Origin of the sequence: Sphingomonas sp., assembly GCF_964263785.1 — a bacterium.
GTDB lineage: Bacteria > Pseudomonadota > Alphaproteobacteria > Sphingomonadales > Sphingomonadaceae > Sphingomonas.
In genome coordinates this window covers 20461-42845 of record NZ_CAXVWL010000020.1, presented here as the reverse complement: position 1 = coordinate 42845, position 22385 = coordinate 20461, and the positions used below count along the sequence as shown (strand labels likewise).

Below are 22385 nucleotides of genomic sequence, written 5' to 3'. Positions count from 1 at the left end.
GCGTGGCGGACTTCGGCGGGGGCGGCTTTGCCGTTGCGCTCGTCGGCGCGGGCGTCGGCGGGGACGTAGAGGCGGACATAGCCGGGGCGGTGGCGCTGGCAGGTGGGCGCATCGGCGAACGGGTCGCCTGGGGCGCAGTGCCGGTGAACGCGGTGGCTGTGCTGGCGATCGAAGCGGAGGGCGTCGACGACACGACGCTGGCGGACACCCTGCCAGGGCTTGCCGGGTATGCCGAAGCGCGCGATCTGGCCGTGGTTGCGACGATCGCGGCCGCGCAGATCGACCGCGTGGCGGCCGAATTGCTGGGCCCGCGCACGGTCCTCTTGTGCGCGCCGACGCTGGCCGAGCGGGTTGCGGCGTTGGCAGTGGCGGGAGGGGCGGCAAACCTGCCGGGGGTGGTTCGCGAGGGCGAGGCGGAGCGGCTGTGGCGGCTGAACGGCGAGGTGGCGCGGATCGCGGCGATGCTGGCCGGACTTGTCGAGAATCATGACGGAGGCAGCGCGGTCGAGGACCGACGCCGCAGCTACGGCGCCGCCCCAGCCGCGCCGATCGACGCGGGCGAGGTGCGTGCGACGATCCGCGCGCGGCGGTTGCGCGCGCAGTTTTTCGACATACGGCTGATCGAGGATCCCGGCTGGGACATGCTGCTCGACCTGTTCGCTGCCGAACTGGAGCGCGGGCACGTATCGGTATCGAGCCTGTGCATCGCGGCGGCGGTGGCGCCGACAACCGGGCTGCGCTGGATCACGCGCATGATCGCGGCGGGCCTGTTCGTGCGTATGCCCGATGCGGAGGACCGGCGGCGGGCGTTCCTGGTGCTGAGCCGGCCCGCGAGCGAGGCGATGCGCGCCTATGCCGGCGCGGCGGGCCGGGCTGACGCTGGTGTGACGGGTAGATGCGCTGGTAGAGGTACAATGCATCTTGACGGACATGTTCCGGCATGCTACCCTACGATACTGGGTGGGCTATTGCGGATAAACTAGCTGTCTCAAGATCGTTGCGGCGCATGGGCGGCACGTCGAGATATCGGCGGCGGGTAGCTTGCGCTCCGTCCGGCGGTTTGGCATGGTGAGAAACCCTGCGAGGGGCGCTTAGCTCAGTTGGTAGAGCGCTTCCTTTACACGGAAGATGTCGGCGGTTCGAGCCCGTCAGCGCCCACCACTCCGGGCCGCGAGGTGTGTGCGCCTCTCAAGGCGCGAGATGCGCGCCCGCCTTTCGGGCTCGAGGCGTGCGCTCTTCAGGCCGTAAGGCGTGTGCGCCGAGGTGGGATGGATCATGTCCGTTCGTCCCGAGCAGCGCGTTCGGGTGGCTGCAACCGAGCGTTAAGGGCGGGCTCGCCCAGCCGTCCCAGGCTTAGCGAGATGGCGTATTGAAGCACGTGCCATCGCGTGCCGAGCGTATCGCGGTACGAGCCTTGGCGATACGCCACGTCGCCGCACTCGATCACCCCGCAGGACAGAGGCAAAAGAGCGTCTCGCTTCACAGGGCCCGGACGAGGCGGACCACGCGGGCGAGCCAGGGGGGGTTGGCGACGATCTGCTGGCGCGCACCCGGCGCGGGGGGCAGCAGGTGGAGGCGGGCGTCGTCGCGGTCGAGGAGGCGGGCGAAGGCGAAGCGGCCGGCCGGGCGGGGGACGAGGACGTCGCGGTTCATCGCGCGCGCAAATCCGTCCGGCGCCAGCACCTCGCACCACAGGATATCGCCCGCGCGGTAATCGCCGATGCCGGCGGCCACCCGGACCGCGACCGCGCCGGGCGCCGGCTTGAACGGCAGGATCGTCTCGGCGCGGGTCGGCGCGTGCGCGCCGCGGGCGTCGAGGACCGCGGCGACGGGCAGGTCGACGCGGTCGGGCAGGGTGACCAGGTCCGCGGCGGTGACCCCCAAGGCGGCGGCGATGCGGTTGAGCCAGGCGACCGACACCGCGCGCGTGCCCACCTCCAGCCGCCCGATCTGCTGCGCGGTGGTGGGGGGCGTGCAGGCGCGCGCGACCTGTTCGAGCGTCAGGCCGCGGGCACGGCGGACTTCGCGGATGTTGGTGATCATGGCACACTCCGGCGAACCTATCTGGTTTTTAACGCTGTCCTACAGCCCAGCGGTCGTGGCAAGACCCGAGTCGCAGGAGGGACGTATGCGGCAATTGAGGGAACGGACGATCGACGCGCAGGGTGTGGTGGGCACGACGGCAGCGGCGGCAGGGGCGGCAACACGGCCGGGCGGGCGCCGGGTGAGCGTGAACGTGGCCGAATCGCCGCTGGGATGGTTGCGCGCGCGCGGGATGATCGACGCGCGGCAGTTCGAGGCGGGTGAGCGGCTGCGCGGCGATTACGAAACCGCGATGCTTGGGCCCCGGGTGACGATGCGCTGGGCGCCGCGGGTCGACGGGGGCGGGGTTGGTGGGGGTGGGGCCGGGGCAGATCCGGGCACGGTGCAGATTGCGGCCAAGCGGCGCTTCGATGCTGCGGTGGCAGCGGCGGGGCCGGGGCTGGCCGACGTGCTGTGGCGGGTGGTGTGCGCAGGCGAGGGATTGCCGGTGGCGGAGAAAGCGCTGGGCTGGCCGGCGCGCGCCGGCCGGGTGGTGCTGACGCTGGCTTTGGACCGGGTGGCAGGGCATTACGGGCTGCGGTGAGGTGCGACCAGGCGAGCGGTTCGCCTGGGGCCGCTCCCTCCCCGTCGGCTTCGCCGATGGTCCCCGTCCTCTGGTGAGGAGGAATTGATCAGTCGGCGCTTCGGCACTTGAGGAGCCGGTTCGGGGCGTATTCGGATGTAGGGGGAAGTGATCGCTATAGCGGACAGCCGCTGCCGCTGCTCTTCTTGATTACCCACCGCCGCATCGCGGTCCCCTTCCTTAAATCGGCGAGGAATGGTCGACATCCAGCGAACCGGAATTGGTGCATTCGGCGAGATGGTTCTAGGATAGCCGCGTCGCATAGAGGGAGAGCGTCCGATGATCGTCTATGGGAGCTCGCTTTCGCCGTTCGTGCGCAAGGTGCTGGCGTTTGCGGCCGAGAAGGGGGTGGCGGTCGAGGTGGTGCGGGCTGGGATGGGGCAGGGCGGGCCCGACTTTGCCGAGGCGTCGCCGTTCGCCAAGATGCCCGCGCTGCGCGATCCCGGTGCGGACGGCGGGCGCGACTTCGTGATCTCCGATTCGACCGCGATCTGCCATTACATCGAGGCGAAATATCCCGAGCACCCGTTGATCCCGGCCGGGCCGGTCGCCCGCGCACGGGTGGTGTGGTTCGATGAGTTCGCCGACACGATGCTGGCGGCGGTGGGGGGCAAGATGTTCTTCAATCGCTTCGTCGCGCCGATGGTCCTGAAGCGTCCCGGCGATCTGGGCATAGCGTCCAGGGCGGAAGCCGAGGAGCTGCGGCCGTTGCTCGATTACCTGGAGCGCGTCGTGCCCGACGAGGGCTTCCTGGTCGGCGACGCGCTGACGCTGGCGGACATCGCGGTGGCGTCGCCGTTCGTGAACCTGCATCATATCGGCTGGATGCACGACACCGCCTATTGGCCGCGGCTGGCGGGCTACGCGACGGGCATCCTGGCGCGGCCGTCGTTCGCGCCGATGATCGCGAGCGAGCAGCGGATGATAGCGGCGATGAGCGCGGCGGGGGGCTTGACGGGGAACGCGGCGGGGAACGGGACAGACGGGATGGCGGCCGGATGATGCGGTTCGACTTCGTCCATTGCCACGGCTCGGGGAACGATTTCCCGCTGATCGACGCGCGCGGGATCAAGCTGTCCGCAACGGACTGGGCGATCGTTGCGCGGGCGCTGGCGGATCGCGGCGGGCCGGTCGGCGGCGACGGGTTGCTGCTGCTGCGCGAAGGGAACGGCGATGCCGCGTTTTCAATGGCGATGTATAATGCCGACGGCAGCGAAGCGGAGACGTGCCTGAACGGGCTGCGGTGCGTGGCGCGCGCCGGGTTTGCGGCGTTGGGCGTCGATGCCGCGCGGGTCCGGTTGAAGACCAGCGTGGCGGCGGTGGCGCGCGCGGGCGATGTGGCGCCGGGAGTGTACGGGGTGCGCGAGACGGCGGGGCCGGTGTCGCTGGATGCGGCGGCGTGGCCGATGCGCGGCCATGCGCGGGTGATCGAGGCGCCGGTCGCCGAGCTCGGATCGCCGCGAGCGTTTACCGCGGTGGCGATGCCCAATCCGCATCTGGTGGCGTTCGTCGATGCGGTGGACGAGGCGGAGCTGGTGCGGGTGGGAGAGGTTTGCGAGGCGGCGCTCGACTGGCTGCCCAACCGCGCCAACGTCAGCTTCGTCGAGGTGCGCGGCGCGGACCTGTTCGTGCGCACGCATGAGCGCGGCGTCGGGCTCACCGACAGTTGCGGGAGTGCGATGGGGGCTTCGGTCTATGCGGCGTGCCTGACGGGGCGGCTGCCCTGGGACGTCGAGACCGTCGTGTTCAACAAGGGCGGGCTGGTGCGCGCCTCCGCGAGCAGGCAAGCGAGCGTGACGATCGTCGGCAATGCGACGTGGGAATATGCCGGTTCGGTCGCGGTCGACCTGGCGACGGGATGCGCGAGCGGGTTGGTCGTGACCGAGCGGTTTCCGGACGAGATCGCGGCATGGGAGCGGGTGCGATGATTGCTGCGGTATTGTTCGACATCGACGGGACGCTGATCGACAGCAACCCGCTGCACGTGGACGCGTGGGCGGAGGTGTTCGCCGACGCCGGGCATACGGTCTCGCGCGAGGACATCGCGGGGCAGATCGGCAAGGGCGGCGACAATCTGGTGCCCGCGTTGCTGCCCGGGATCGACACGGACGCGGCCAAGGCGCTGTCGGACGCGCACGGCAGCGTGTTCAAGGCGCGCTATATCGCCCGCGCCAAGCCGTTTCCCGACGCCACCGCGCTGGTCGAGCGGGTCCACCGCGACGGCGCCAAGGTGGTGCTGGCGTCGTCGGCGAGCGCGGAGGAGCTCGACCATTATCTGGGCCTGCTCGGGATCGCGGATCTGGTCGCGGCCAAGACCAGCATCGACGATGTCGAGACGTCCAAGCCCGCCCCCGACATCTTTGCCGCCGCGCTGAAGAAGGCGGGGGTGAGCGCGGATCAGGCGGTGGCGGTGGGGGACACGCCGTACGACGTCGCCTCGGCGGCGGGCGCGGGGATGGGGACGGTGGCGGTGCTGTCGGGCGGGTTTTCGGAAGGCGTGCTGCGCGAAGCGGGGGCGACGGCGGTGTACCGCGATGTGGCGGCGTTGCTGGCCGGATATGCGGAGTCGGTGCTGGCGGGATGAGGCGCGCCAACGCCTGCGAGTGGCTGGTGAAGATCGCCTTTATCGGTAGCGCGAACGGTTGACGCCCGGTCGCAACACGTCGAGCCGCTCGGCGGCGTGCGAAGGACGCTTCACTCGACAAGCGAGCTTTACGCCACGCGTGCTGGTGATCATGTACCTGACAAAGCGTCATGATCGGTCTACGCCGTATGGCTACAGGCCGACAATCAAGACTACAGAGGTGAGAATTGCTGCATGCGTGGCTAGTATCAAGTCCTTTAGCTTTAAGGAGTTGATCCCCCGGATAGCGGAAGCTATCTTCGGGGCGCTGGCTCGAGAGCAGCAGCGGTTTTAACGAGATCGCTCAAGTAATTCTGATACAGAGCTGCAAACACGTGCGGCTTGTCGGGAGCAAGCGCTTTTCCCCGAAAACATATGGGAACATCGTAAATATCACCATGCCTTTTGCCTAGAACGCGCCAGAGTACTACCACGCCGCCTGTAGTATCGACCTGATTTCCTTCTTCGGACATGAGTATGCTGGGTGGAAGAGTATGCCCCTTTGCGTCAACGTTTATTGTTTCTTCAAGAACGAAAACTCTACCAGGCAACGACCTCTGACCGAGTCTGACGCCAAGCATTCTACTTGCGCTGTGCGCATTGGCATTTCGCGCTTGATACATGTATTTTAAAAATGGCTCATTTCTCATCTCTCGTTTTAAATTACCATACCATTGCCTGAGCTGCGGCGAGCCTTTTGATCCCGCTTCTAACGCGTGGATAACGGCTCCTGTGTTTGACATGAAATCCGACCAAATCATCTTAAATTGGTTGAAGTCGTATGGTCGAAGCATATTGTGATAGGCGGCTAAGGCCATATGGAGCCGCTGGTTTGCACGATGCAAAACCACCACGGGGAAAGCGTAAGCCATGTGGAGTCCTGAAGACGACGTACTCCGCAGAATGCTGAGCACCTTGCTAAAGCCGCACGAGAAGCCGCCAGTGTCAAGCGAACCCCGCCAGCAGGGCGCCTGATCAGTGATTGATCGCTTGGCTTCTTAGCCCAACGGGTGTCACAGGCGCCGCCTTGAAATTTGCGTTTGCGGTCCAGTGGTGGGTGCTTAGGCTTCAACACCACGAATCCGTCGATAGGTCAGACGCTTGCCGATAATGCCGAGCGGCGTCAGTTCCGCGCGCCAGTCGTCGTTCACGCCGTAACCCATGCGGTCGATGGCGGGGAAGCCTAGGAAGCCGCGGTAGCAGACCGCGAGGACGCGGGGATGTTCGTCGGGCTCCTCGACCGGATAGCGGCCGCATCGAGATGACGGATCCCGCTAAACCCGCTCCACCGCATTGACCGCATCGGCCGCGCGCAGGGCCGCCATCAGTCGCATGAGTTGGTGCAGGTCGTGGACCTCGACGTCGATGGTGTTGGTGTGGAAGCCGGTGTCGCGGTTGTCGAGGCGCAGGTTGATGATGTTGGCCTTGTGCGCGCCGATGATCGTCGCGATCACGCCGAGCGCACCGGGTTCGTTCCTGACCTCGATCGAGATGCGCGCGACCGCGCCCTCGGTCTCGCCCCAGGACACGTCGACCCAGTCGGTCTCGCCGTCGGCGCGGTCGGCGAGCTCGGTGAGCACCGCGCAGGCGATCGCATGGACCTCGATCCCCGCATCGGGGCGCCTGAGGCCAACAATGCGGTCGCCGGGCACGGGGTGGCAGCATTGCGCGAGGTCGTAGGCGACCCCCGGGGTCAGCCCGCGGATCGAGATCGCGCTCTTCTGCGGCGCCAGCGCGTGGCCGGCATCGCCGCCCGCCGCGCCCGGCATCAGCGCCTCCATCACCTGCGCGTCCGACAGCGTCCTGCGCGCGATCGCGATCAGCAGCGCGGGCTCGTCCGCCAGTTTCAGGCGCTTCAAGGCATGGTCGAGCGCCTCCGCGCCGATCTGCGCGGGCAGGCGGTGGACGATGTCGTCGTAGAGCTTGCGCCCGAGCTTCAATTGCTCGTCGCGCTCGGTGTGGCGCAGATGGCGGCGGATCGCGGCCAGCGCCTTGCCGGTGATCGCGAAGTTGAGCCAATTGGGCTGCGGCGTCTGTCCCTTGGAGCGCAGAATCTGGACCTGGTCGCCATTCTCGATGATCGTCTTCAGCGGCACCACCCGGCCGTTGATCTTGGCGCCGACAGCCTGGTCGCCCAGGTCGGTGTGGACGCCGTAGGCGAAGTCGACCGGGGTCGCGCCCTTGGGCAGCTGGATCAGCTCGCCCTTGGGGGTGAAGGCGAAGATGCGATCCTGGTACATCGCCATGCGGGTGTGTTCGAGCAGCTCTTCGGGGCTGGCGGCGGTATCAAGGATCTCGACCAGGTCGCGGATCCAGCTGGTCTGGTTCCCCGCCTTGACCTTGTCCTTGTACGCCCAGTGCGCGGCGACCCCGAACTCGGCCTCGGCATGCATCTCGGGGGTACGGATCTGGATTTCGATGCGCGCATTGTCGGCATGGATCACCGAGGTATGCAGCGAGCGGTAGCCGTTGCGCTTGGGGGTCGATATATAATCCTTGAACCGCCCCGGCACCATCGGCCAGCGCCGATGGATCAGCCCCATCGCGCGGTAGCAATCCTCGACCGTGGGCACGATCGCGCGAAACGCCATGATGTCGGAGAGCTGCTCGAAACTGATGTGGCGTTCGGCCATCTTGCGCCAGATCGAATAGGGATGCTTCTCACGCCCCTCGACGTCCGCGCCCGCGATGCCGCCGCGCGACAGCAGCAGCGTCAGCCCCGACGCGATCCGCGCGATCTTGTCGCCGCCGCCCTCCTTCAGCTGCGCCAGGCGGCGGGCGATCGATTCATAGGCGTCGGGCTCGATCTGCGCAAAGGCGAGCGTCTGCATCTCCTTCATGAATTCGTACATGCCGATCCGCTCGGCGAGCGGCGCGTAGATGTCCATCGTCTCGCGCGCGATGCGGCGGCGCTTCTCGGGCTTGGCGATATGATGCAGCGTGCGCATGTTGTGCAGCCGGTCGGCAAGCTTGACCAGCAGCACGCGGATGTCGTCGGACATCGCCAGCAGGAACTTGCGCAGGTTCTCCGCCGCGCGCGCGGTCTCGGTCTGCGCCTCGATCCGGCTGAGCTTGGTCACCCCGTCGACGAGGCGCGCGACCGACGCGCCGAAGATGCGCTCGATCTCCTCGGACGTCGCGACGGTATCCTCGACCGTGTCGTGCAGGATCGCGGTGGCGATCGTCTCGTCGTCGAGGTGGAGCTCGGTGAGGATGCCCGCGACCTCGATCGGGTGCGAGAAATACGGGTCGCCGCTCGCGCGCTTCTGGGTGCCATGCGCGTTGACCGAGAAGACGTAGGCGCGGTTGAGTAGCGCCTCGTCGGCGTCCGGATCGTAGTCTAATACTCGATCGACGAGTTCATATTGCCGCAGCACGGACCCTCAATGGGGTGCGACGCCGCGGCATTGCAACACAATCTTGGAGCTTACTTCGCGGCGACCGAAACCGACCGGTTCGCAACCTTGGCATTGCACCTGGCAAGCGCGTCGGCGTCGAGCGGCTTGCCCGCGACCGAGAAGCCGGCGAGCGGCCCGGCGCGATCGGCGACCAACCGGCACAGGATCGCGGGCCGCTCGGGCGCTTGCGACGCGACGAACGACGCGCCCTGCACGCGCCACGCCGCGCTGCGCGTGACCAGCGCGGTCTGCGCGGGCGCCGCGACGGGGGTGGCGACGTAATAGGCCGCGGCCTGCGCATGCGCGGCCGTGGTCGCGGCAGCGGTCGCGGCAGCGGTGGCGACGAATGCGGCGGCGAACGAGAGCACGGCGGCGGTGAGCGTCCGGGTGTTCATGGCCTTTTCCTAAAATTAGGTTGCTGAACGCTACTTACCCTTACAGGTTGCTAGTTGCAACTGGAAACGTATATTTATCTGGGTCGGTTTCGCGAAACTCGGTTAGGCTGGCGCGTTGAACGGGCAAGAGGACGAACGATGCGCGAATTGCGCGAGCCGTTGATGGAATGCAGCCTGCCCGCGGCGCTCGAGGCGGTCGGCGAGCGCTGGTCGTTCCTGATCCTGCGCGCGTCGTTCAACGGGCTGCACCATTTCGAGGAGTTCCTGTCCGAGCTGGGCATTGCGCGCAACATCCTGGCCAACCGGCTCGCGCGGCTGGTCGAACACGGCATCCTCAAGCGCGAGGCGATGGCGGTCGACCGGCGCAGGATCGAATACCTGCTGACCGACAAGGGTTTCGCGCTGCTCCCGACGATGATCGCGATGCGGCAATGGGGCGAGCGCTGGGAGACGTGCGTTCCCGCCTTCCCGATCCTGGTCGACGACCGCGACCGGCGGCCGATTCAGCAGGTTTCGGTGCTGTCGCACGACGGCCGCGTGCTGGGGAAGCACGACCTGATCTGGGCGCTGCCGGGCGATGTGGCGGCGGATATGGACGCGGTTGCGGCGGCGTAGGGTTCAGGTCCGCTCGACCTCGTCCTCGCCCGCGCGCTGCTCCGGCACCGGCCGATGCCCCCAGCGGATCAGCGCCCAGCCGCGCTCGTGGAAATAGAACAGGAAGATCTTGGTGAACACCTCGGTCCCCGCGATCGCGCCCGCGGTCTTGGCGCTGCCGGAGAAGATCATTCCCAGGATAAAGGTGTCGATGCTGCCGATGGTGCGCCACGACACCGCCTTCACGAAGCTGCGCGGATGGCTCTCGAGCCCACGGAACAGGAACATGGCTTAGCCGCGCCCGCGATCGTGCATCATCCGGCGGCCTGCCCGATGAAATTCGGTGCGGGGGTGTTGACCCCCATCGATTGCAGGTAGCGCTTCACGTTGCGGGCCGCCTGGCGCAGCCGCTGCTCGTTCTCGACCAGCGCGATGCGCACGTACCCCTCGCCATTCTCGCCGTAACCGACGCCCGGCGCCACCGCGACCTTGGCGTGGCTGAGCAGCTGCTTGGAGAATTCCAGGCTGCCCAGATGCGCGACCGCAGGCGGTAGCGGCGCCCAGGCGAACATGCTTGCGCGCGGGGACGGGATGTCCCACCCGGCGCGCGCGAAGCTCTCGACCAGCACGTCGCGGCGCTTGTGGTAGAGCTGGCGGTTGGTCTCGACGATGTCCTGCGGCCCGTTGAGCGCCGCGCAGGCTGCCGCCTGGATCGGGGTGAACGCGCCGTAATCGAGGTACGACTTCACCCGCGTCATCGCCGCGATGAGCGTCGGGTTGCCGACCGCAAAGCCGATCCGCCACCCGGCCATGCTGTACGTCTTGCTGAGCGAGGTGAATTCGACCGCGACGTCCTTGGCGCCCTCGACCTGCAGGATCGAGGGGGTCGGATTGCCGTCGTAATAGAGCTCCGAATAAGCGAGGTCGGAGATGACCCAGACCTCGTTGGCCTTCGCCCACGCGACCAGACGCTCGTAGAAGGCCAAGTCGACGGCTTCGGCGGTGGGGTTCGACGGATAGTTGACGACCAGGATCGACGGCCGTGGCACGGTGAACGCCATCGCGCGCTCGAGGCTTGCGAAATACGCCTCGTCCGGGGTCGTCGGCACCGCGCGGATCGTCGCGCCCGCGATGATGAAGCCGAAGGTATGGATCGGGTAGCTCGGGTTGGGCGCGAGCACGACGTCGCCGGGCGCGGTGATCGCGGTGGCCAGGCTGGCCAGCCCTTCCTTCGATCCCATCGTCACCACCACCTCGCGCTCGGGATCGAGATCGACACCGAAGCGCCGCCCGTAGTAATTCGCCTGCGCGCGACGCAGCCCAGGAATCCCCTTCGACTGCGAATACCCGTGCGCGTCGGGCTTGCGCACCACCTCGACCAGTTTCTCGATCACGTGGGGCGGGGGGGGCAGATCGGGGTTGCCCATTCCCAGGTCGACGATGTCCTCCCCGCTCGCCCGCGCCGCCGCCCGCATGCCGTTGACCTCGGCGATGACGTACGGTGGCAGGCGCTTGATGCGGTAGAAGTCGTCGGACATGGTTCGGCCCTTTCGGGGGGTGCTGTACCGGGTGCGGCGCGCTGGCGAAAGCGATTGTGGGTTCGCTACGAACTCTCCACCTGACTCTGCGTCACCCCGGAACAAGTCCGGAGTGACGAAATTGCGTGTATGCTCGATGGCCGGGTGGCGGGCTTACCGGAATCGCTCCGCCCAAACCGCAACGTCTTCGCTTCCGCCGCTGCTGCGACAGCGTTACAGCGCAATCAACAGGAAGAGGGTGCCCGATGTCCGACTCGTCCGAGCGCGAAAGCGATGCAGCGCCGCAGATGCCCACCTTCGTGGATCCCGCGACCATCGAGCGCACGGGCCAATTCTGGCTCGACGGCCTCAATCTGTGGCAGCAGATGCTCAGCCCCAAAGGCGAGGAGCCCGAGGCGCAGGCGACGGACAAGCGGTTCAAGGCGCCCGAGTGGCACGACAATCCGTGGTTCGATTTCGTCCGCCGCAGTTATCTGACCCTGTCCGATCACCTGCTTCGCGGCGTCGACGCAGTCGAAGGCGTCGGCGACAAGCAGAAGGAACAGATGCGCTTTGCCGCGCGCAGGTTCGTCGACGCGATGAGCCCGGCCAACTTCCCGCTCACCAACCCGCAGGTCCTGGCCCGCGCGGTCGAGACCAAGGGCGAGAGCCTGATGGCGGGTTTGAAGCATCTGCTCGCGGACATCGAAAAGGGCCAGCTGACCCACACCGCCGCGGACGCGTTCGAGGTCGGGCGCAACCTGGCGACGACGCCGGGCAAGGTGGTGAAGCGCACGCCGCTCTACGAACTGATCCACTACACGCCGACCACAGAACAGGTCGGCGCGGTGCCGCTCGTCATCTTCCCGCCGTGGATCAACCGCTTCTACATCCTCGACCTGACGCCCGAGAAGAGCTTCATCCGCTGGGCGGTGGGGCAGGGGCTGTCGGTGTTCATGGTGTCGTGGAAATCCGCGGATGCGACGATGAAGGACGTGATCTGGGACGATTACGTCGCCGCGCAGCGTGACGCGATCGACGCGGTGCGCGACCTGCTCGACGTGCCCGCGGTCCACACCATCGGTTATTGCGTCGCGGGCACCACGCTCGCCGCGACGCTCGCGCTGATGGCGGCACGAGGGGAGGGGCACCGGGTGGCGAGCGCGACCTTCTTCACCGCGCAGGTCGATTTCGCCGCGCCGGGCGAGCTGGCGCATTTCGTCGACGACGATCAACTCGCCGCGATCGAGAAGCTGTCGCCCGACGGCTTTCTCGATGGGCGCTACCTGGCGCTCACCTTCAACCTGCTGCGCGGGCGCGACCTGATCTGGAACTACGTCACCAACAACTACCTGCTGGGTCAGGACTACAAGCCGTTCGATCTGCTTCACTGGAACGGCGACACGACCAACCTGCCCGCGAAATGGCATGGGAGCTATCTGCGCGACCTGTACCGCGACAATCTGCTGGTCGAGCCCGGGCGGTTGACGGTCGATGGCACCCCGCTCGATCTGTCGAAGGTCGAGACCCCCGCCTATGTCCAGGCGGGCCGTGAGGACCATATCGCGCCTGCCGAGAGCGTGTGGCACCTGACCCACCGGCTGTCGGGCCCGGTGCGCTTCGTGCTGGCTGGATCGGGGCACATCGCGGGCGTCGTCAACCCGCCAGCGGCCGGCAAATACCAATATTGGACAAACGACACGAAGGTGACATCGCTGGAGTCGTTCGTCGCGGGGGCAACCGAGACCAAGGGCAGCTGGTGGCCCGACTGGATCGCGTGGCTGGCGGGCATCGATGGCGCGAAGGTTCCGGCAACCGGGGTGCGGATACCGGGCAGCAATGGGCGCGCGACCTTGGGCGACGCACCGGGAGACTATGTCCGCGCCCGCTGACCGTCAGATGCTGCGCTGCACAAGATTCACCTTGACGTTCGCGTAAGCTCCATTATGTTGCAGTGCAGCAAGCAGGAGCGGATCATGGCCGACGAATTCATCAGCGCGGGCGCGGACGACGGTCAGTCGATTCCGGCGATGCTCGCTGCGACGCCCTCGGCCAAGAAGCCACGCATCAAGGCGAAGCCGATGGCCGACGCGCCCATCGCCGAATCGCCGCTCGCCACGCTGATCGAGGCAGAAGCCGAGATCGAGGCAGCGCTCGCAAGCGAGGCGGCCCTCTCAAGCGAGACGGCACTGGCCGACATCGCGGCGACGTCTGTGCCCGAACCCGAGATCACCCCCGAAGTTACCCCAGCAATCCCCGCGGCCGCGCCAGCGTCCGCGCCGCCCGCCGCGGTTCCGGCGGACAGCCAGAAGGAAACCGTCATGGCCACGACCATCGAGAACGTCACGACCGACACCAATGCCAAGGCGCAGGCGATGTTCGCCGACGTCAATGACCGCGCCAAGGGCGCGATGGCCAAGAGCGCAAAGGCGTTCGAGGACATGAACGCGTTCGGCAAGGGCAACGTCGAAGCGCTGGTCGAATCGTCGAAGATCGCCGCCAAGGGCATCGAGACGCTCGGCCAGGACGCCGCCGAATTCGCGCGCAAGTCGATCGAGGACGCGACCGCCGCGATGAAGACGCTCGCCACCGTCAAGTCGCCGACCGAGTTCATGAAGCTCCAGGGCGACTACATGCGCTCGGCGTTCGACGCGATGGTTGCGGAGACCTCGCGCTCGACCGAGACGATGTTGAAGCTCGTGGGTGAGGTCGTTCAGCCGATCTCGAACCGCGTCGCGGTTGCCGCCGACACGATGAAGATCGCGGCGTAAGCCACGCTTCGGTCCGAATGGAAGGAGCGGTCGCCCGACGGGGCGGCCGCTCTTTTCGTATGTGCGTGCGCCCGAGCCCTTTCCTACACCCGCACGATGTCCTATTTTGCGGACCACCATGAATCTGCGAACTCAGAATATTGCCGAGAGGCCGATCGGCATGGCCGAACGCCGCGGCGGCGGCCGGAGCGACGACCGCGAGGACGAGGGGACCGGCACCGGGCTCGCCACCCGCACGCGTACCAAGACCAAGCAGCCGACGCCGTATCGCGTGCTGATGCTCAACGACGATTACACGCCGATGGAGTTCGTCGTCCTTTGCCTGCAGCGCTTCTTCCGGATGGATATGGAGGCGGCAACGCGGGTTATGCTCCACGTCCACCAGAAGGGCGTCGGCGTCTGCGGTACGTTCAGCTACGAGGTCGCCGAGACCAAGGTCGGCCAGGTAATGGACTTTGCGCGCGCCAACCAGCATCCGCTGCAATGCACGTTGGAGAAGGCGTAAGTCTTTGAAATCCCCTGAACCGCGCGCAGCGGACAGGTGTCGTTGGCCTCACCTTAGCCTAACCTTTGCGTCGATCGGGCGCACGCGGTAGACGGCGCGTCATGGACCGTATCCTCATCCGTGGCGGCAATCGCCTGTCCGGCCGCCTACCGATCTCGGGCGCGAAGAACGCCGCGCTCACCCTGATGCCGTGCGCGCTGCTCACCGACGAGCCGGTGACGCTGCGCAACCTGCCGCGGCTCGCCGATGTCGACGGCTTCGGGCATCTGCTCAACCAGCTTGGCGCGTCGACCGCGATCCAGGGTACGCGGCCCGAGGACTTCGGCCGGGTGATGACGATCCGCGCCGGTGCGCTGACCTCGACCGAGGCGCCCTATGACATCGTCCGCAAGATGCGCGCCTCGATCCTGGTGCTCGGGCCGATCCTGGCGCGGGCGGGGGAGGCGCGGGTGTGGCTGCCCGGCGGTTGCGCGATCGGCAACCGACCGATCGACCTGCACTTGAAAGCGCTGGAGGCGATCGGCGCGACGATCGAGCTGGCGGCGGGTTATGTGAAGGCTTCGGCACCCGGAGGACGATTGAGCGGCGGGCGCTACCGCTTTCCGGTGGTGTCGGTGGGGGCGACCGAGAACGTCGTCATGGCGGCCGCAACGGCCAAGGGCTCGTCGGTGATCGAGAACGCCGCGCGCGAGCCCGAGATCGTCGACCTGTGCCGCTGCCTGATCGCGATGGGCGCGCGGATCGAGGGCGTCGGCACCGAGACGCTGGAGATCGAGGGCGTCGACCGGCTCCACGGCGCGACCTATGCGGTGATGCCCGACCGGATCGAGGCGGGCAGCTATGCCTGTGCCGCGGCGATCACCGGCGGCGACCTGGACCTGATCGGGGTTGCAGAGGACGACATGCGCGCCACGCTGGACGCGCTGATCGATGCGGGCGTTTCTGTGACCCCGCACAAGGACGGTATCCGCGTCGCGGCGTCGGCACCGCTCGGCCCGCTGACGCTGTCCACCGCGCCCTTTCCGGGCTTCGCGACCGATATGCAGGCGCAGTTCATGGCGATGCTGTGCAGGGCCGAGGGTGCAAGCGTGCTGACCGAGACGATCTTCGAGAACCGCTACATGCACGTTCCCGAGCTGGCGCGGATGGGGGCGGACATCCAGGTCCATGGGCGCACCGCGGTGGTCAAGGGCGTTTCCACCCTCGTCGGCGCGCCCGTCATGGCCACCGACCTGCGCGCGTCGATGAGCCTGATCCTCGCCGGGCTTGCGGCGGAAGGCGAGACCTCCGTCGCCCGCGTCTATCACCTCGATCGCGGCTACGAGCGGCTCGAGGAGAAATTGTCGGCGGTCGGCGCGGACATCGAGCGGGTCAGCGACGGGTGACGTTTACGGTTCGTTAACCTTTTCCGTTTAGGAATTGTTAATGCGGCGGGGGTGACCTGACGCGACCATCCAGGTTCGGGAGAAATCCATGTTTCGCGCTGCGCTCGCGCTCGCCATGACGTCCTGCGCCCTCACCGGTTGCGCAGCGCGGACGCCGCGTCCGGTTGTCACCGTCGAAACCGTGGCGCAGCCGACCGGCTGGCGCGCGATCGCCTCGGCGAGCGACCAGCAGCAGATCGACGCCTTGCCTGCAACCTGGGCGCGCGCGCTCGCCGCGGTTCCGCGCCGCGCGCAGGCGAAGCTGCGCGCCGAGACGAAGCTGGTCGAACCCGCCGCCGCGCTGGAGCTGCCCGCGCCGCCGCCCGGCCCGTATCGCTGCCGACTGGTGCGCTTCGGCGGTCGGGCGGGCATCGCGACCTTCGCCCCAGACTTCTGCTACGTCGACGGCGGCGAGAAGGGGGTGTCGTTCACCAAGCAGACCGGCAGCAACTTGCCCGGCGGCTGGCTCCACCTCGATACCGCGACGCGGCAAGTGTTTCTCGGCAGCTTGCGGCCCGCCGGGGCGAGCGGTGCAGCGGCTTATGGCGACGACGCCGCGCAGGATGTCGCCGGGGTCGTTGAGCGGGTATCGCCCTTTCGCTGGCGGTTGGTGCTGACGCGGGCGGGCAAGGGCGCGCTGCTCGACGTGTACGAGCTGGTGCCGGTGCCGCCCGAGGTTCCGGGGGCGACACCGGCGGTGCCTGGCGAAAAGTAGCTCAGGCGATCCGTTCGGGCATCTCTGCGGCATCCTCGGCGATGGCGTCGGCGGGGGCGACCGCTTCCCAGGGGAAGACGAACCAGTCCTTTGTCTCGCGACGGTCGATCGCCCGCGCTGCGTAATCGACGCGCTGCGCCGAGCTGACGTTGTCGATCAGTGTCGCGAAGCGGATCGCGCCATCGACCGCGCCCGCTTCGGCCAGCGTGTCGCGGAGCATGCCGATTGTCCGGCCCGAATCGTTGATGTCGTCGACGAACAGCAGCCGCTCGCCCGCCTGCGTCCGCGCCGCCAGCCGGACGAGGACGTCGTCGGCGAAGTCCTTGACCTGTGCAGACAAGTCGCAGCTGAGCGTCGGCAGGCCGGTCGCGTGGCTGAGGAACACCGCCGGCACCAGCCCGCCGCGACCGATGCCGATCAGGAACGCCGGCTGCCAGTCGCCGTCGCTCGCAAGCGCCGCCGCCAGCGTGCGGATGTCGGCGACGAAGTCGTCGTGGGGGACGATGGCGAAGACCGGCATCAGATCGCCGCCAGCGCCTGTTCGAAGTCCGCGATCAGGTCGTCGGCGTCCTCGACCCCGATCGAAATTCGGACCAGATTGTCGGTGATGCCGAGCGCCTGCTTGCGCGCGTCGGCGACCGAGAGGTGCGTCATCGACGCCGGGTGGCTCGCCAGCGTCTCGGTGCCGCCGAGGCTGACCGCGAGCTTGGCGATGACCAGCGCGTCGAGAAAGGCGAACGACTCCTTCTCGCCTCCGTTGAGGAACAGCGAGAAGGTCGATCCCGCGCCGAGGCAATGGCGGCGGTAGATATCGGCCTGCCGCTCCATGCCGGGCTCGTCGGCGAGGAAGCCGAGATAGCCGACGCGCTCGACCTTGGGATGATCGCGCAGATACTCGCACACCTTGACCGCGTTCTCGCCCGCCCGGCTCATGCGAAGCTCCAGCGTCTCCAGCGACCGCAGCAGCATCCACGCGGTGTTGGGATCGGTGATCGTGCCGATCGTGTTGCGCATCGAGCGGATGGTGTCGATGTGCGCCTTCGACCCGAGCACGCCGCCCGCGACGAGGTCGGAATGGCCGCCCGCGTATTTGGTCAGCGAATAGACCACGATGTCTGCGCCGTGATCGAGCGGGCGGTGCCAGATCGGCCCCAGGAAGGTGTTGTCGATCGCGATCGGCGGCTTCTGACCGGTAAAGATCGCATCGCGGCTGGCGGCGACGGCCTCTACGTCGACCAGCGCGTTGGTCGGGTTGGCGGGCGATTCGAGGTAGATCAGCGCGACGGTGCCGGTCGCCGCTTCGGTCATCACCGCGTCGATCTCCTGGCGGGTGGCGCCTGCCGGAAAGTCGAGCCACTTGACCCCGAACTTGCCGAGCACGCGCGCGATCAGCGTCTCGGTCGCGGCGTAGAGCGGGCCGGAATGGACGATCGTGTCGCCGGGCTTGACCATCGCCAGGAACAGGGTGGCGATCGCCGACATGCCGCTGGAGAAAGCGAGCGCATCCTCAGCGCCTTCCCAGACGCCGAGCCGGTCCTCGAGGATTTCCTGGTTCGGTCCGTTGAAGCGCGAATAGACGAGGCCCTCCGAACCGCCGGGGCGCTTGCCGGTGACGCCCTCGAAATGCCGCTTGCCCGCGGCGGCGTTGGGAAACACGAAGGTCGAGGTCAGGAAGATGGGTGGCTTCAGCGATCCCTCGGACAGCGCCGGGTCGTAGCCGTGGCCCATCATCATCGTCGAGGGTTTCAGCGTGCGCCCGGCGATCGTCTTGGGCGTGGTCGCCCGGGGCTGCGGCGCGCCGCCGCTCAAGTCCGATTCGGTCTGGTCAGGGGTGTCGTTCATGTCAGTCTCCAATCGGCGACGCTTCACACATTGCACGCCCGTTCGGCAATTCCGTTACTCGTACCTGAAACTTTATTACACCGTTCGGCAACGGTCGTGACGACGCGAGAAGGCGTTGGCACACACTATGCGAGCGTAAAGCTACGCTCACCCGAGCGTGTAGGACAGCCCCGTCGTCAAAGGCCGATGATCGCGATCTGGCGGCCGTACTGGGGCTCGCCGCGGTGGGTGGCGCGGCGATAGCTGTAGAAGCGGGTGTCGTCGGCATAGGTGTCGAGTCCGAGCGCATCGACGCGGCGGACTCCTGCGGCGGCGAGGCGCTGCGTGACGTAGGCTTCGAGGTCGAAGCGGTGATGGCCATCGCGAGCGGGGGCGAAAAAGCGCTCGTTTTCCGGGTCGGCGTCCGCAAAGCGGCGCAGGAAGGCGTCGTCGACCTCGTAGCTGGCGCGTGCGATGCACGGGCCGATCGCGGCGACGATGCGGGTGCGATCCGCGCCGAGCGCCTCCATCGCGGCGACGGTCGCGTCGGTGACCCCTGCCAGTGCGCCCTTCCAACCGGCGTGGGCTGCGCCGACTACCCCCGCAGCGCGATCGGCGAAGAGGACGGGCGCGCAATCGGCGGTGAGGATGCCGAGCGCGAGCCCCGGGCGGGCGGTGACGAGCGCGTCGCCACGGGGGCGCGCGTCGGGCGCGGTCGCGATCGTGACGACGTCGGCCGAATGGACCTGGTAGCCGGTGACGAGGCACCCGCCCGGCAGCACCGCGGCAAGCGCACGGGCGCGGTTCTCCGCGACGGCGGCGGGATCGTCGTCCGACCCGAGGCCGACGTTGAGCCCCGCCATCGCGCCCGTCGACACGCCGCCGCGGCGGCCGAGGAAGGCGTGCGCCACGCCTTCGAGCGCGGGTGAGCGGATCGTCGCCACGTTCACAGGGCGAGACGCATGATGAGGTCGCGGTCGACCTGCCTGCCCGTCTGGAATGCGTAATCGCCGACCTGGACGAAGCCGTAGCGTTCGTAAAAGCGCCTGGCGCGGGCGTTCTCCTCCCAGACGGTCAGGACGAGCGAGGCCGCGTCCGCCCGACGCGCGGTGTCGATCACCCAGGCCATCAGCGCCTGCGCAATGCCCGCGCCGTGCCAGGGGGTGGCGACGTAGAGTTGGCTCAGCTGGACCGCGTGCGCGCCGACGATCGCTTCGTCGAGCCAGAGCGGCGAGAGCTTGGCGTAGGCGGCGATGGCCTCGCCTGCGAGCGCGAGGTGAAAGCGGTGCGCGTGGTCGGCCAGGTCGCGCAGCAGCGTTCCGCGAGAGCCGTAGGCACCGTCGAGGTAGAGCGCCATGTCCCCGGCGGAGCAGCTGTGCTGGAAGGTCTCGACCCAGATCCGGCGGGCCATGGCGTCCAGGAGGGGGCCGTCGGCGGGGCGGGCGTCGCGGTAGGTGATCGGGTTCTGCAAATTGGCCGTCCTCTTTCGTTGCCCGGCCTCGAACCGAAGTACCGCGTGTTGCCCCGGGGCAGAAGAAGAAGCGGGACCCCGGGTCAAGTCCGGGATGACGAGAAGGGGGTCAGCGCCGCCCGCTTTCAGGCAAAACCCGCGGGGTGCGGCCAGGCGGGTGCGGTGACAGCCAGCGCCTTGAAGAGGGTTCCCATGCCGGCGACCAGCCGCTCGCGGTCCTGCGCGAGTTGCTCGCCGCGCTCGGGTGCGGCCTTGAACAGCGCGGCGACGCGCGCGTCGATGCCGAGCGCGGTGAGCAGCGCGCCTTGCTCGACCGGCCCCCAGGCGACCGCGCCCGAGGCCTGGGCGGCGGCGGCGAGCGTGGTGAAGTCGACGTGGGCGGACAGGTCGACCTCGCCCGGCGTCTCGAACGGATTGGCAAAGGCGTGGCCGCGTACCGCCTGCAGGGTTTCGCCGAGGCGCGGGCCTTCGTGGCCATAGTCGACGACGAGGCAGGCACCGCCTTGCTTCGCCACGCGATCAGCGAGCGTCCGCATCGCCGCGACCGAGGCGGGCGACACTTCGAGCACCGCGCCCGCCGGGGCGTCGCGGAGCGGGGTGGGGATCACGTCGTCGGGGATCGGGGGGCCGGCGATCGGCAGGAAGAGGGTGTCCTGGCAAGCGACCAGCCGCTCGCGCCATTGCGCGCCGCGGACCAGCTGGCGGATTGGCAGCGCGTCGAAGAATTCGTTGGCGACGACGATCAATGCGCTGTCTTGCGGGAGGGTGTGGACCGAATCGTGCCAGGTCGCGTCCGCCACGCGCTCGCCTTGCGCCTGGCGCAGGATGGGACTGGTCTCGACCAAATGGACCGCGGGCGTGAACCCCGCCTTTGCCATCGCGCGGCGCGCGTCGGCGGCGAGCGTGCCACGGCCGGGGCCTAGCTCGACCCAGGCCGTGTCGGGACGGCCTGCGCGGTCCCAAAGGTCGGCGCACCACAGGCCGATGAGCTCGCCGAACATCTGGCTGATCTCGGGGGACGTGATGAAATCGCCTGCCGTCCCCAGCGGGTCGCGGGTGGCGTAATAGTGCGCGTTCGCGGCGGCCATGAACTGCGACACAGGCATCGGTCCGGCCATGGTGATTGCGCGGGCGAGGCGGTCGGCGAGGGGGGGAAGGGTCATCCTTACCCTCTTAACCTCTCCGAGCTTGCTCGGGGAGGGGGACCGGCGAAGCTGGTGGAGGGGCCGGATCCAGGCGACTGAAGTGCGGGCGCGTCCCCTCCACCACACGGCGATCGCGGAGCGGTCCTTCCTGCCCGAGACAAGCTCGGGGCGGATCGGGTCGCGTGGACAATCATCAACACCCCAGCTTGACTGAGGCGAGCGCCACGAGGCCGAGGTGCGACTTTGCGGTTGGTCTAGGTTGAGTCGACATTCAGCGCATCAGCCGCAAATACCTCCTCCTCCTTCAGGGGAGGAGGTATTAAATGTCGCTCCGCCCTAGCGGAGCGAAGCGACCAGGACCGGTCCGTTCGTTTGTGCGGTCCGCGTTTCGATCTGGGTGCGGACTTGTTCGGCGACGTCCGCGCGACAATCGCGGGCGCGGCTTTCCAGATCGGCGTGGATCGTGGCAAGGTTGTCGCCGCAAACCGTGCGGGCGGCCTGATCGACGCGGATGGCAAGGCGCTGCTGCCCGTCTGCGGTGGCGAGATCGACGCCCTGCAACGTCAGGGCGGTCGACGGCTTGCCGAACGGGCTGTCGACGGCGGCCGAACCGACACCGTCATTGGCAAGCGCCGCGGAGCCAAGCGAAAGCGCGGCAACCGCCGCAAAAACCATCTTCATCACACTCTCCTGCAGCCAAGGTCCGCCTCTTCGTGCGGCGCTCCGGTGATATAGTCGCAGGATGGTCGACGCGCAACCACTCGGACCGCAACAAGCAGCAAAACCGCACGCGACATAGATCCTGCGCAGTCTTTTTGCGGTGCAGCAGAATCCTCTGCTTGAGTTTCTACTTCACTTAGATCGTCTTTTCTCCGGTTGAACTACGAACTTTATTACGGATCATCGCGCGCGTACTACCAGCAAAGCCAGTTCGACGTCGTGGCCGAGCAGGCCGACGGGCAGGCGGACGGCTCCGCTGTCCTCGACCCTGTCCGCCACGCCGACCACGGCCACAGCGATGCTGCGAGCGAAGGGGGCGGACCAACCGCGGAGCGTCGAGACCGGCACGCGCACCGACCAGGCGCGACCGCCGAAGGTCGCGACGGTCCGGTCGTTGATCCGAATGCGCGAAGCTGGCGAGGCACGGTGGCCACGGATCAGCAGGCAATCCCCCGCGTCGCACGATACGAGCCGGGCGGTGGCCAGCGGTTTTGCCGAGGCGGTGGTCGCCCCAACGGCGAGCCAGGCGACGAGTGCGAGCCGGGTGAAGGATGCCATCATGCCAGTCTGGATGACGGGCAACGACATTGCGGACCATGAGGCATTCGACGTAGCCGCTCC

24 protein-coding genes and 1 tRNA gene are annotated in these 22385 nt (G+C 67.6%); 12 read left to right on the top strand and 13 right to left on the bottom strand.

Features of this window, described 5'->3' with window-relative positions:
- Positions 1-2 precede the first annotated feature (2 nt).
- Both ACE5C1_RS03065 and ACE5C1_RS03060 read left to right on the top strand, forming a co-directional pair.
- The gene (locus ACE5C1_RS03065; RefSeq protein WP_374942591.1) at positions 3-983 is read left to right on the top strand and encodes a hypothetical protein; all 981 of its coding nucleotides are present in this window, start codon (positions 3-5) and stop codon (positions 981-983) included.
- A gap of 102 nt (positions 984-1085) precedes the next feature.
- Positions 1086-1161 (top strand) — tRNA-Val (locus tag ACE5C1_RS03060).
- Positions 1162-1479: 318 nt separating this feature from the next.
- On the opposite strand, the gene ACE5C1_RS03055 is transcribed toward ACE5C1_RS03060, so the two are convergent.
- Positions 1480-2043, bottom strand: coding sequence for a helix-turn-helix domain-containing protein (locus ACE5C1_RS03055; RefSeq protein WP_374942590.1), 564 nt, complete (start codon positions 2041-2043; stop codon positions 1480-1482).
- 85 nt (positions 2044-2128) lie between these two features.
- Between ACE5C1_RS03055 and ACE5C1_RS03050 the strand changes: the two genes are divergently transcribed.
- From ACE5C1_RS03050 to ACE5C1_RS03035, 4 genes are all read left to right on the top strand, one after another.
- The gene (locus tag ACE5C1_RS03050; protein ID WP_374942589.1) at positions 2129-2626 is read left to right on the top strand and encodes a DUF6456 domain-containing protein; all 498 of its coding nucleotides are present in this window, start codon (positions 2129-2131) and stop codon (positions 2624-2626) included.
- A 318-nt stretch (positions 2627-2944) separates the two neighbouring features.
- Positions 2945-3667 (top strand): glutathione S-transferase family protein, encoded by a 723-nt coding sequence (locus ACE5C1_RS03045; RefSeq protein ID WP_374942588.1) that lies wholly within the window; start codon positions 2945-2947, stop codon positions 3665-3667.
- Positions 3667-4593, top strand: a complete 927-nt coding sequence (dapF, locus tag ACE5C1_RS03040) for a diaminopimelate epimerase (protein WP_374942600.1) — start codon at positions 3667-3669, stop codon at positions 4591-4593. The genes ACE5C1_RS03045 and dapF overlap by 1 nt, the downstream gene beginning before the upstream one ends.
- Positions 4590-5249: an HAD family hydrolase gene (locus ACE5C1_RS03035; protein ID WP_374942587.1), complete on the top strand. Its 660-nt coding sequence runs from the start codon at positions 4590-4592 to the stop codon at positions 5247-5249. The genes dapF and ACE5C1_RS03035 overlap by 4 nt, the downstream gene beginning before the upstream one ends.
- A gap of 293 nt (positions 5250-5542) precedes the next feature.
- Here the strand turns inward: ACE5C1_RS03035 and ACE5C1_RS03030 are convergent, their stop codons facing one another.
- From ACE5C1_RS03030 to ACE5C1_RS03020, 3 genes are all read right to left on the bottom strand, one after another.
- Entirely contained in the window at positions 5543-6160 is a 618-nt protein-coding gene (locus ACE5C1_RS03030) for a hypothetical protein (RefSeq protein WP_374942586.1), read from the bottom strand.
- Positions 6161-6562: 402 nt separating this feature from the next.
- A complete protein-coding gene (locus ACE5C1_RS03025) occupies positions 6563-8665 on the bottom strand; it encodes a RelA/SpoT family protein (RefSeq protein WP_374942585.1) in 2103 nt (700 codons plus the stop codon).
- Between the two features lie 50 nt (positions 8666-8715).
- The gene (locus ACE5C1_RS03020) at positions 8716-9081 is read right to left on the bottom strand and encodes a hypothetical protein (RefSeq protein WP_374942584.1); all 366 of its coding nucleotides are present in this window, start codon (positions 9079-9081) and stop codon (positions 8716-8718) included.
- A 138-nt stretch (positions 9082-9219) separates the two neighbouring features.
- On the opposite strand from ACE5C1_RS03020, the gene ACE5C1_RS03015 reads away from it, so the two are divergent.
- Positions 9220-9696: a winged helix-turn-helix transcriptional regulator gene (locus tag ACE5C1_RS03015; protein WP_374942583.1), complete on the top strand. Its 477-nt coding sequence runs from the start codon at positions 9220-9222 to the stop codon at positions 9694-9696.
- Between the two features lie 3 nt (positions 9697-9699).
- Here the strand turns inward: ACE5C1_RS03015 and ACE5C1_RS03010 are convergent, their stop codons facing one another.
- Together ACE5C1_RS03010 and ACE5C1_RS03005 are read right to left on the bottom strand one after the other, a co-directional pair.
- Complete coding sequence (locus tag ACE5C1_RS03010) at positions 9700-9963, bottom strand: DUF2061 domain-containing protein (protein ID WP_374942582.1); 264 nt, start codon at positions 9961-9963, stop codon at positions 9700-9702.
- 26 nt (positions 9964-9989) lie between these two features.
- Positions 9990-11213 (bottom strand): LL-diaminopimelate aminotransferase, encoded by a 1224-nt coding sequence (locus ACE5C1_RS03005; RefSeq protein ID WP_374942581.1) that lies wholly within the window; start codon positions 11211-11213, stop codon positions 9990-9992.
- A gap of 245 nt (positions 11214-11458) precedes the next feature.
- On the opposite strand from ACE5C1_RS03005, the gene ACE5C1_RS03000 reads away from it, so the two are divergent.
- The 5 genes from ACE5C1_RS03000 to ACE5C1_RS02980 all read left to right on the top strand — a co-directional run bounded on the left by ACE5C1_RS03000 (position 11459) and on the right by ACE5C1_RS02980 (position 16607).
- The gene (locus ACE5C1_RS03000) at positions 11459-13084 is read left to right on the top strand and encodes a PHA/PHB synthase family protein (protein ID WP_374942580.1); all 1626 of its coding nucleotides are present in this window, start codon (positions 11459-11461) and stop codon (positions 13082-13084) included.
- 84 nt (positions 13085-13168) lie between these two features.
- Entirely contained in the window at positions 13169-13963 is a 795-nt protein-coding gene (locus ACE5C1_RS02995) for a phasin family protein (protein WP_374942579.1), read from the top strand.
- A gap of 160 nt (positions 13964-14123) precedes the next feature.
- Positions 14124-14468, top strand: a complete 345-nt coding sequence (clpS, locus tag ACE5C1_RS02990; protein ID WP_374942599.1) for an ATP-dependent Clp protease adapter ClpS — start codon at positions 14124-14126, stop codon at positions 14466-14468.
- 101 nt (positions 14469-14569) lie between these two features.
- Positions 14570-15853 carry a UDP-N-acetylglucosamine 1-carboxyvinyltransferase gene (murA, locus tag ACE5C1_RS02985; protein WP_374942578.1) on the top strand — a complete coding sequence of 428 codons (1284 nt, stop codon included), beginning with the start codon at positions 14570-14572 and terminating at the stop codon, positions 15851-15853.
- 88 nt (positions 15854-15941) lie between these two features.
- On the top strand, positions 15942-16607 hold the full coding sequence (locus tag ACE5C1_RS02980) for a DUF4893 domain-containing protein (protein WP_374942577.1): 666 nt from the start codon (positions 15942-15944) through the stop codon (positions 16605-16607).
- A 1-nt stretch (position 16608) separates the two neighbouring features.
- Here the strand turns inward: ACE5C1_RS02980 and ACE5C1_RS02975 are convergent, their stop codons facing one another.
- The 7 genes from ACE5C1_RS02975 to ACE5C1_RS02945 all read right to left on the bottom strand — a co-directional run bounded on the left by ACE5C1_RS02975 (position 16609) and on the right by ACE5C1_RS02945 (position 22325).
- Positions 16609-17127: a phosphoribosyltransferase gene (locus tag ACE5C1_RS02975; protein WP_374942576.1), complete on the bottom strand. Its 519-nt coding sequence runs from the start codon at positions 17125-17127 to the stop codon at positions 16609-16611.
- Positions 17127-18449, bottom strand: a complete 1323-nt coding sequence (locus ACE5C1_RS02970) for a cystathionine gamma-synthase family protein (protein WP_374942575.1) — start codon at positions 18447-18449, stop codon at positions 17127-17129. The genes ACE5C1_RS02975 and ACE5C1_RS02970 overlap by 1 nt, the downstream gene beginning before the upstream one ends.
- Before the next feature lie 176 nt (positions 18450-18625).
- A complete protein-coding gene (gene pgeF / locus ACE5C1_RS02965) occupies positions 18626-19378 on the bottom strand; it encodes a peptidoglycan editing factor PgeF (protein WP_374942574.1) in 753 nt (250 codons plus the stop codon).
- Complete coding sequence (locus tag ACE5C1_RS02960) at positions 19375-19899, bottom strand: GNAT family N-acetyltransferase (RefSeq protein ID WP_374942573.1); 525 nt, start codon at positions 19897-19899, stop codon at positions 19375-19377. The genes pgeF and ACE5C1_RS02960 overlap by 4 nt, the downstream gene beginning before the upstream one ends.
- A gap of 125 nt (positions 19900-20024) precedes the next feature.
- On the bottom strand, positions 20025-21062 hold the full coding sequence (locus ACE5C1_RS02955; RefSeq protein ID WP_374942572.1) for a class I SAM-dependent methyltransferase: 1038 nt from the start codon (positions 21060-21062) through the stop codon (positions 20025-20027).
- A 318-nt stretch (positions 21063-21380) separates the two neighbouring features.
- Complete coding sequence (locus ACE5C1_RS02950; RefSeq protein ID WP_374942571.1) at positions 21381-21725, bottom strand: UrcA family protein; 345 nt, start codon at positions 21723-21725, stop codon at positions 21381-21383.
- Between the two features lie 219 nt (positions 21726-21944).
- Positions 21945-22325 carry a hypothetical protein gene (locus ACE5C1_RS02945; protein WP_374942570.1) on the bottom strand — a complete coding sequence of 127 codons (381 nt, stop codon included), beginning with the start codon at positions 22323-22325 and terminating at the stop codon, positions 21945-21947.
- Positions 22326-22385 lie beyond the last annotated feature (60 nt).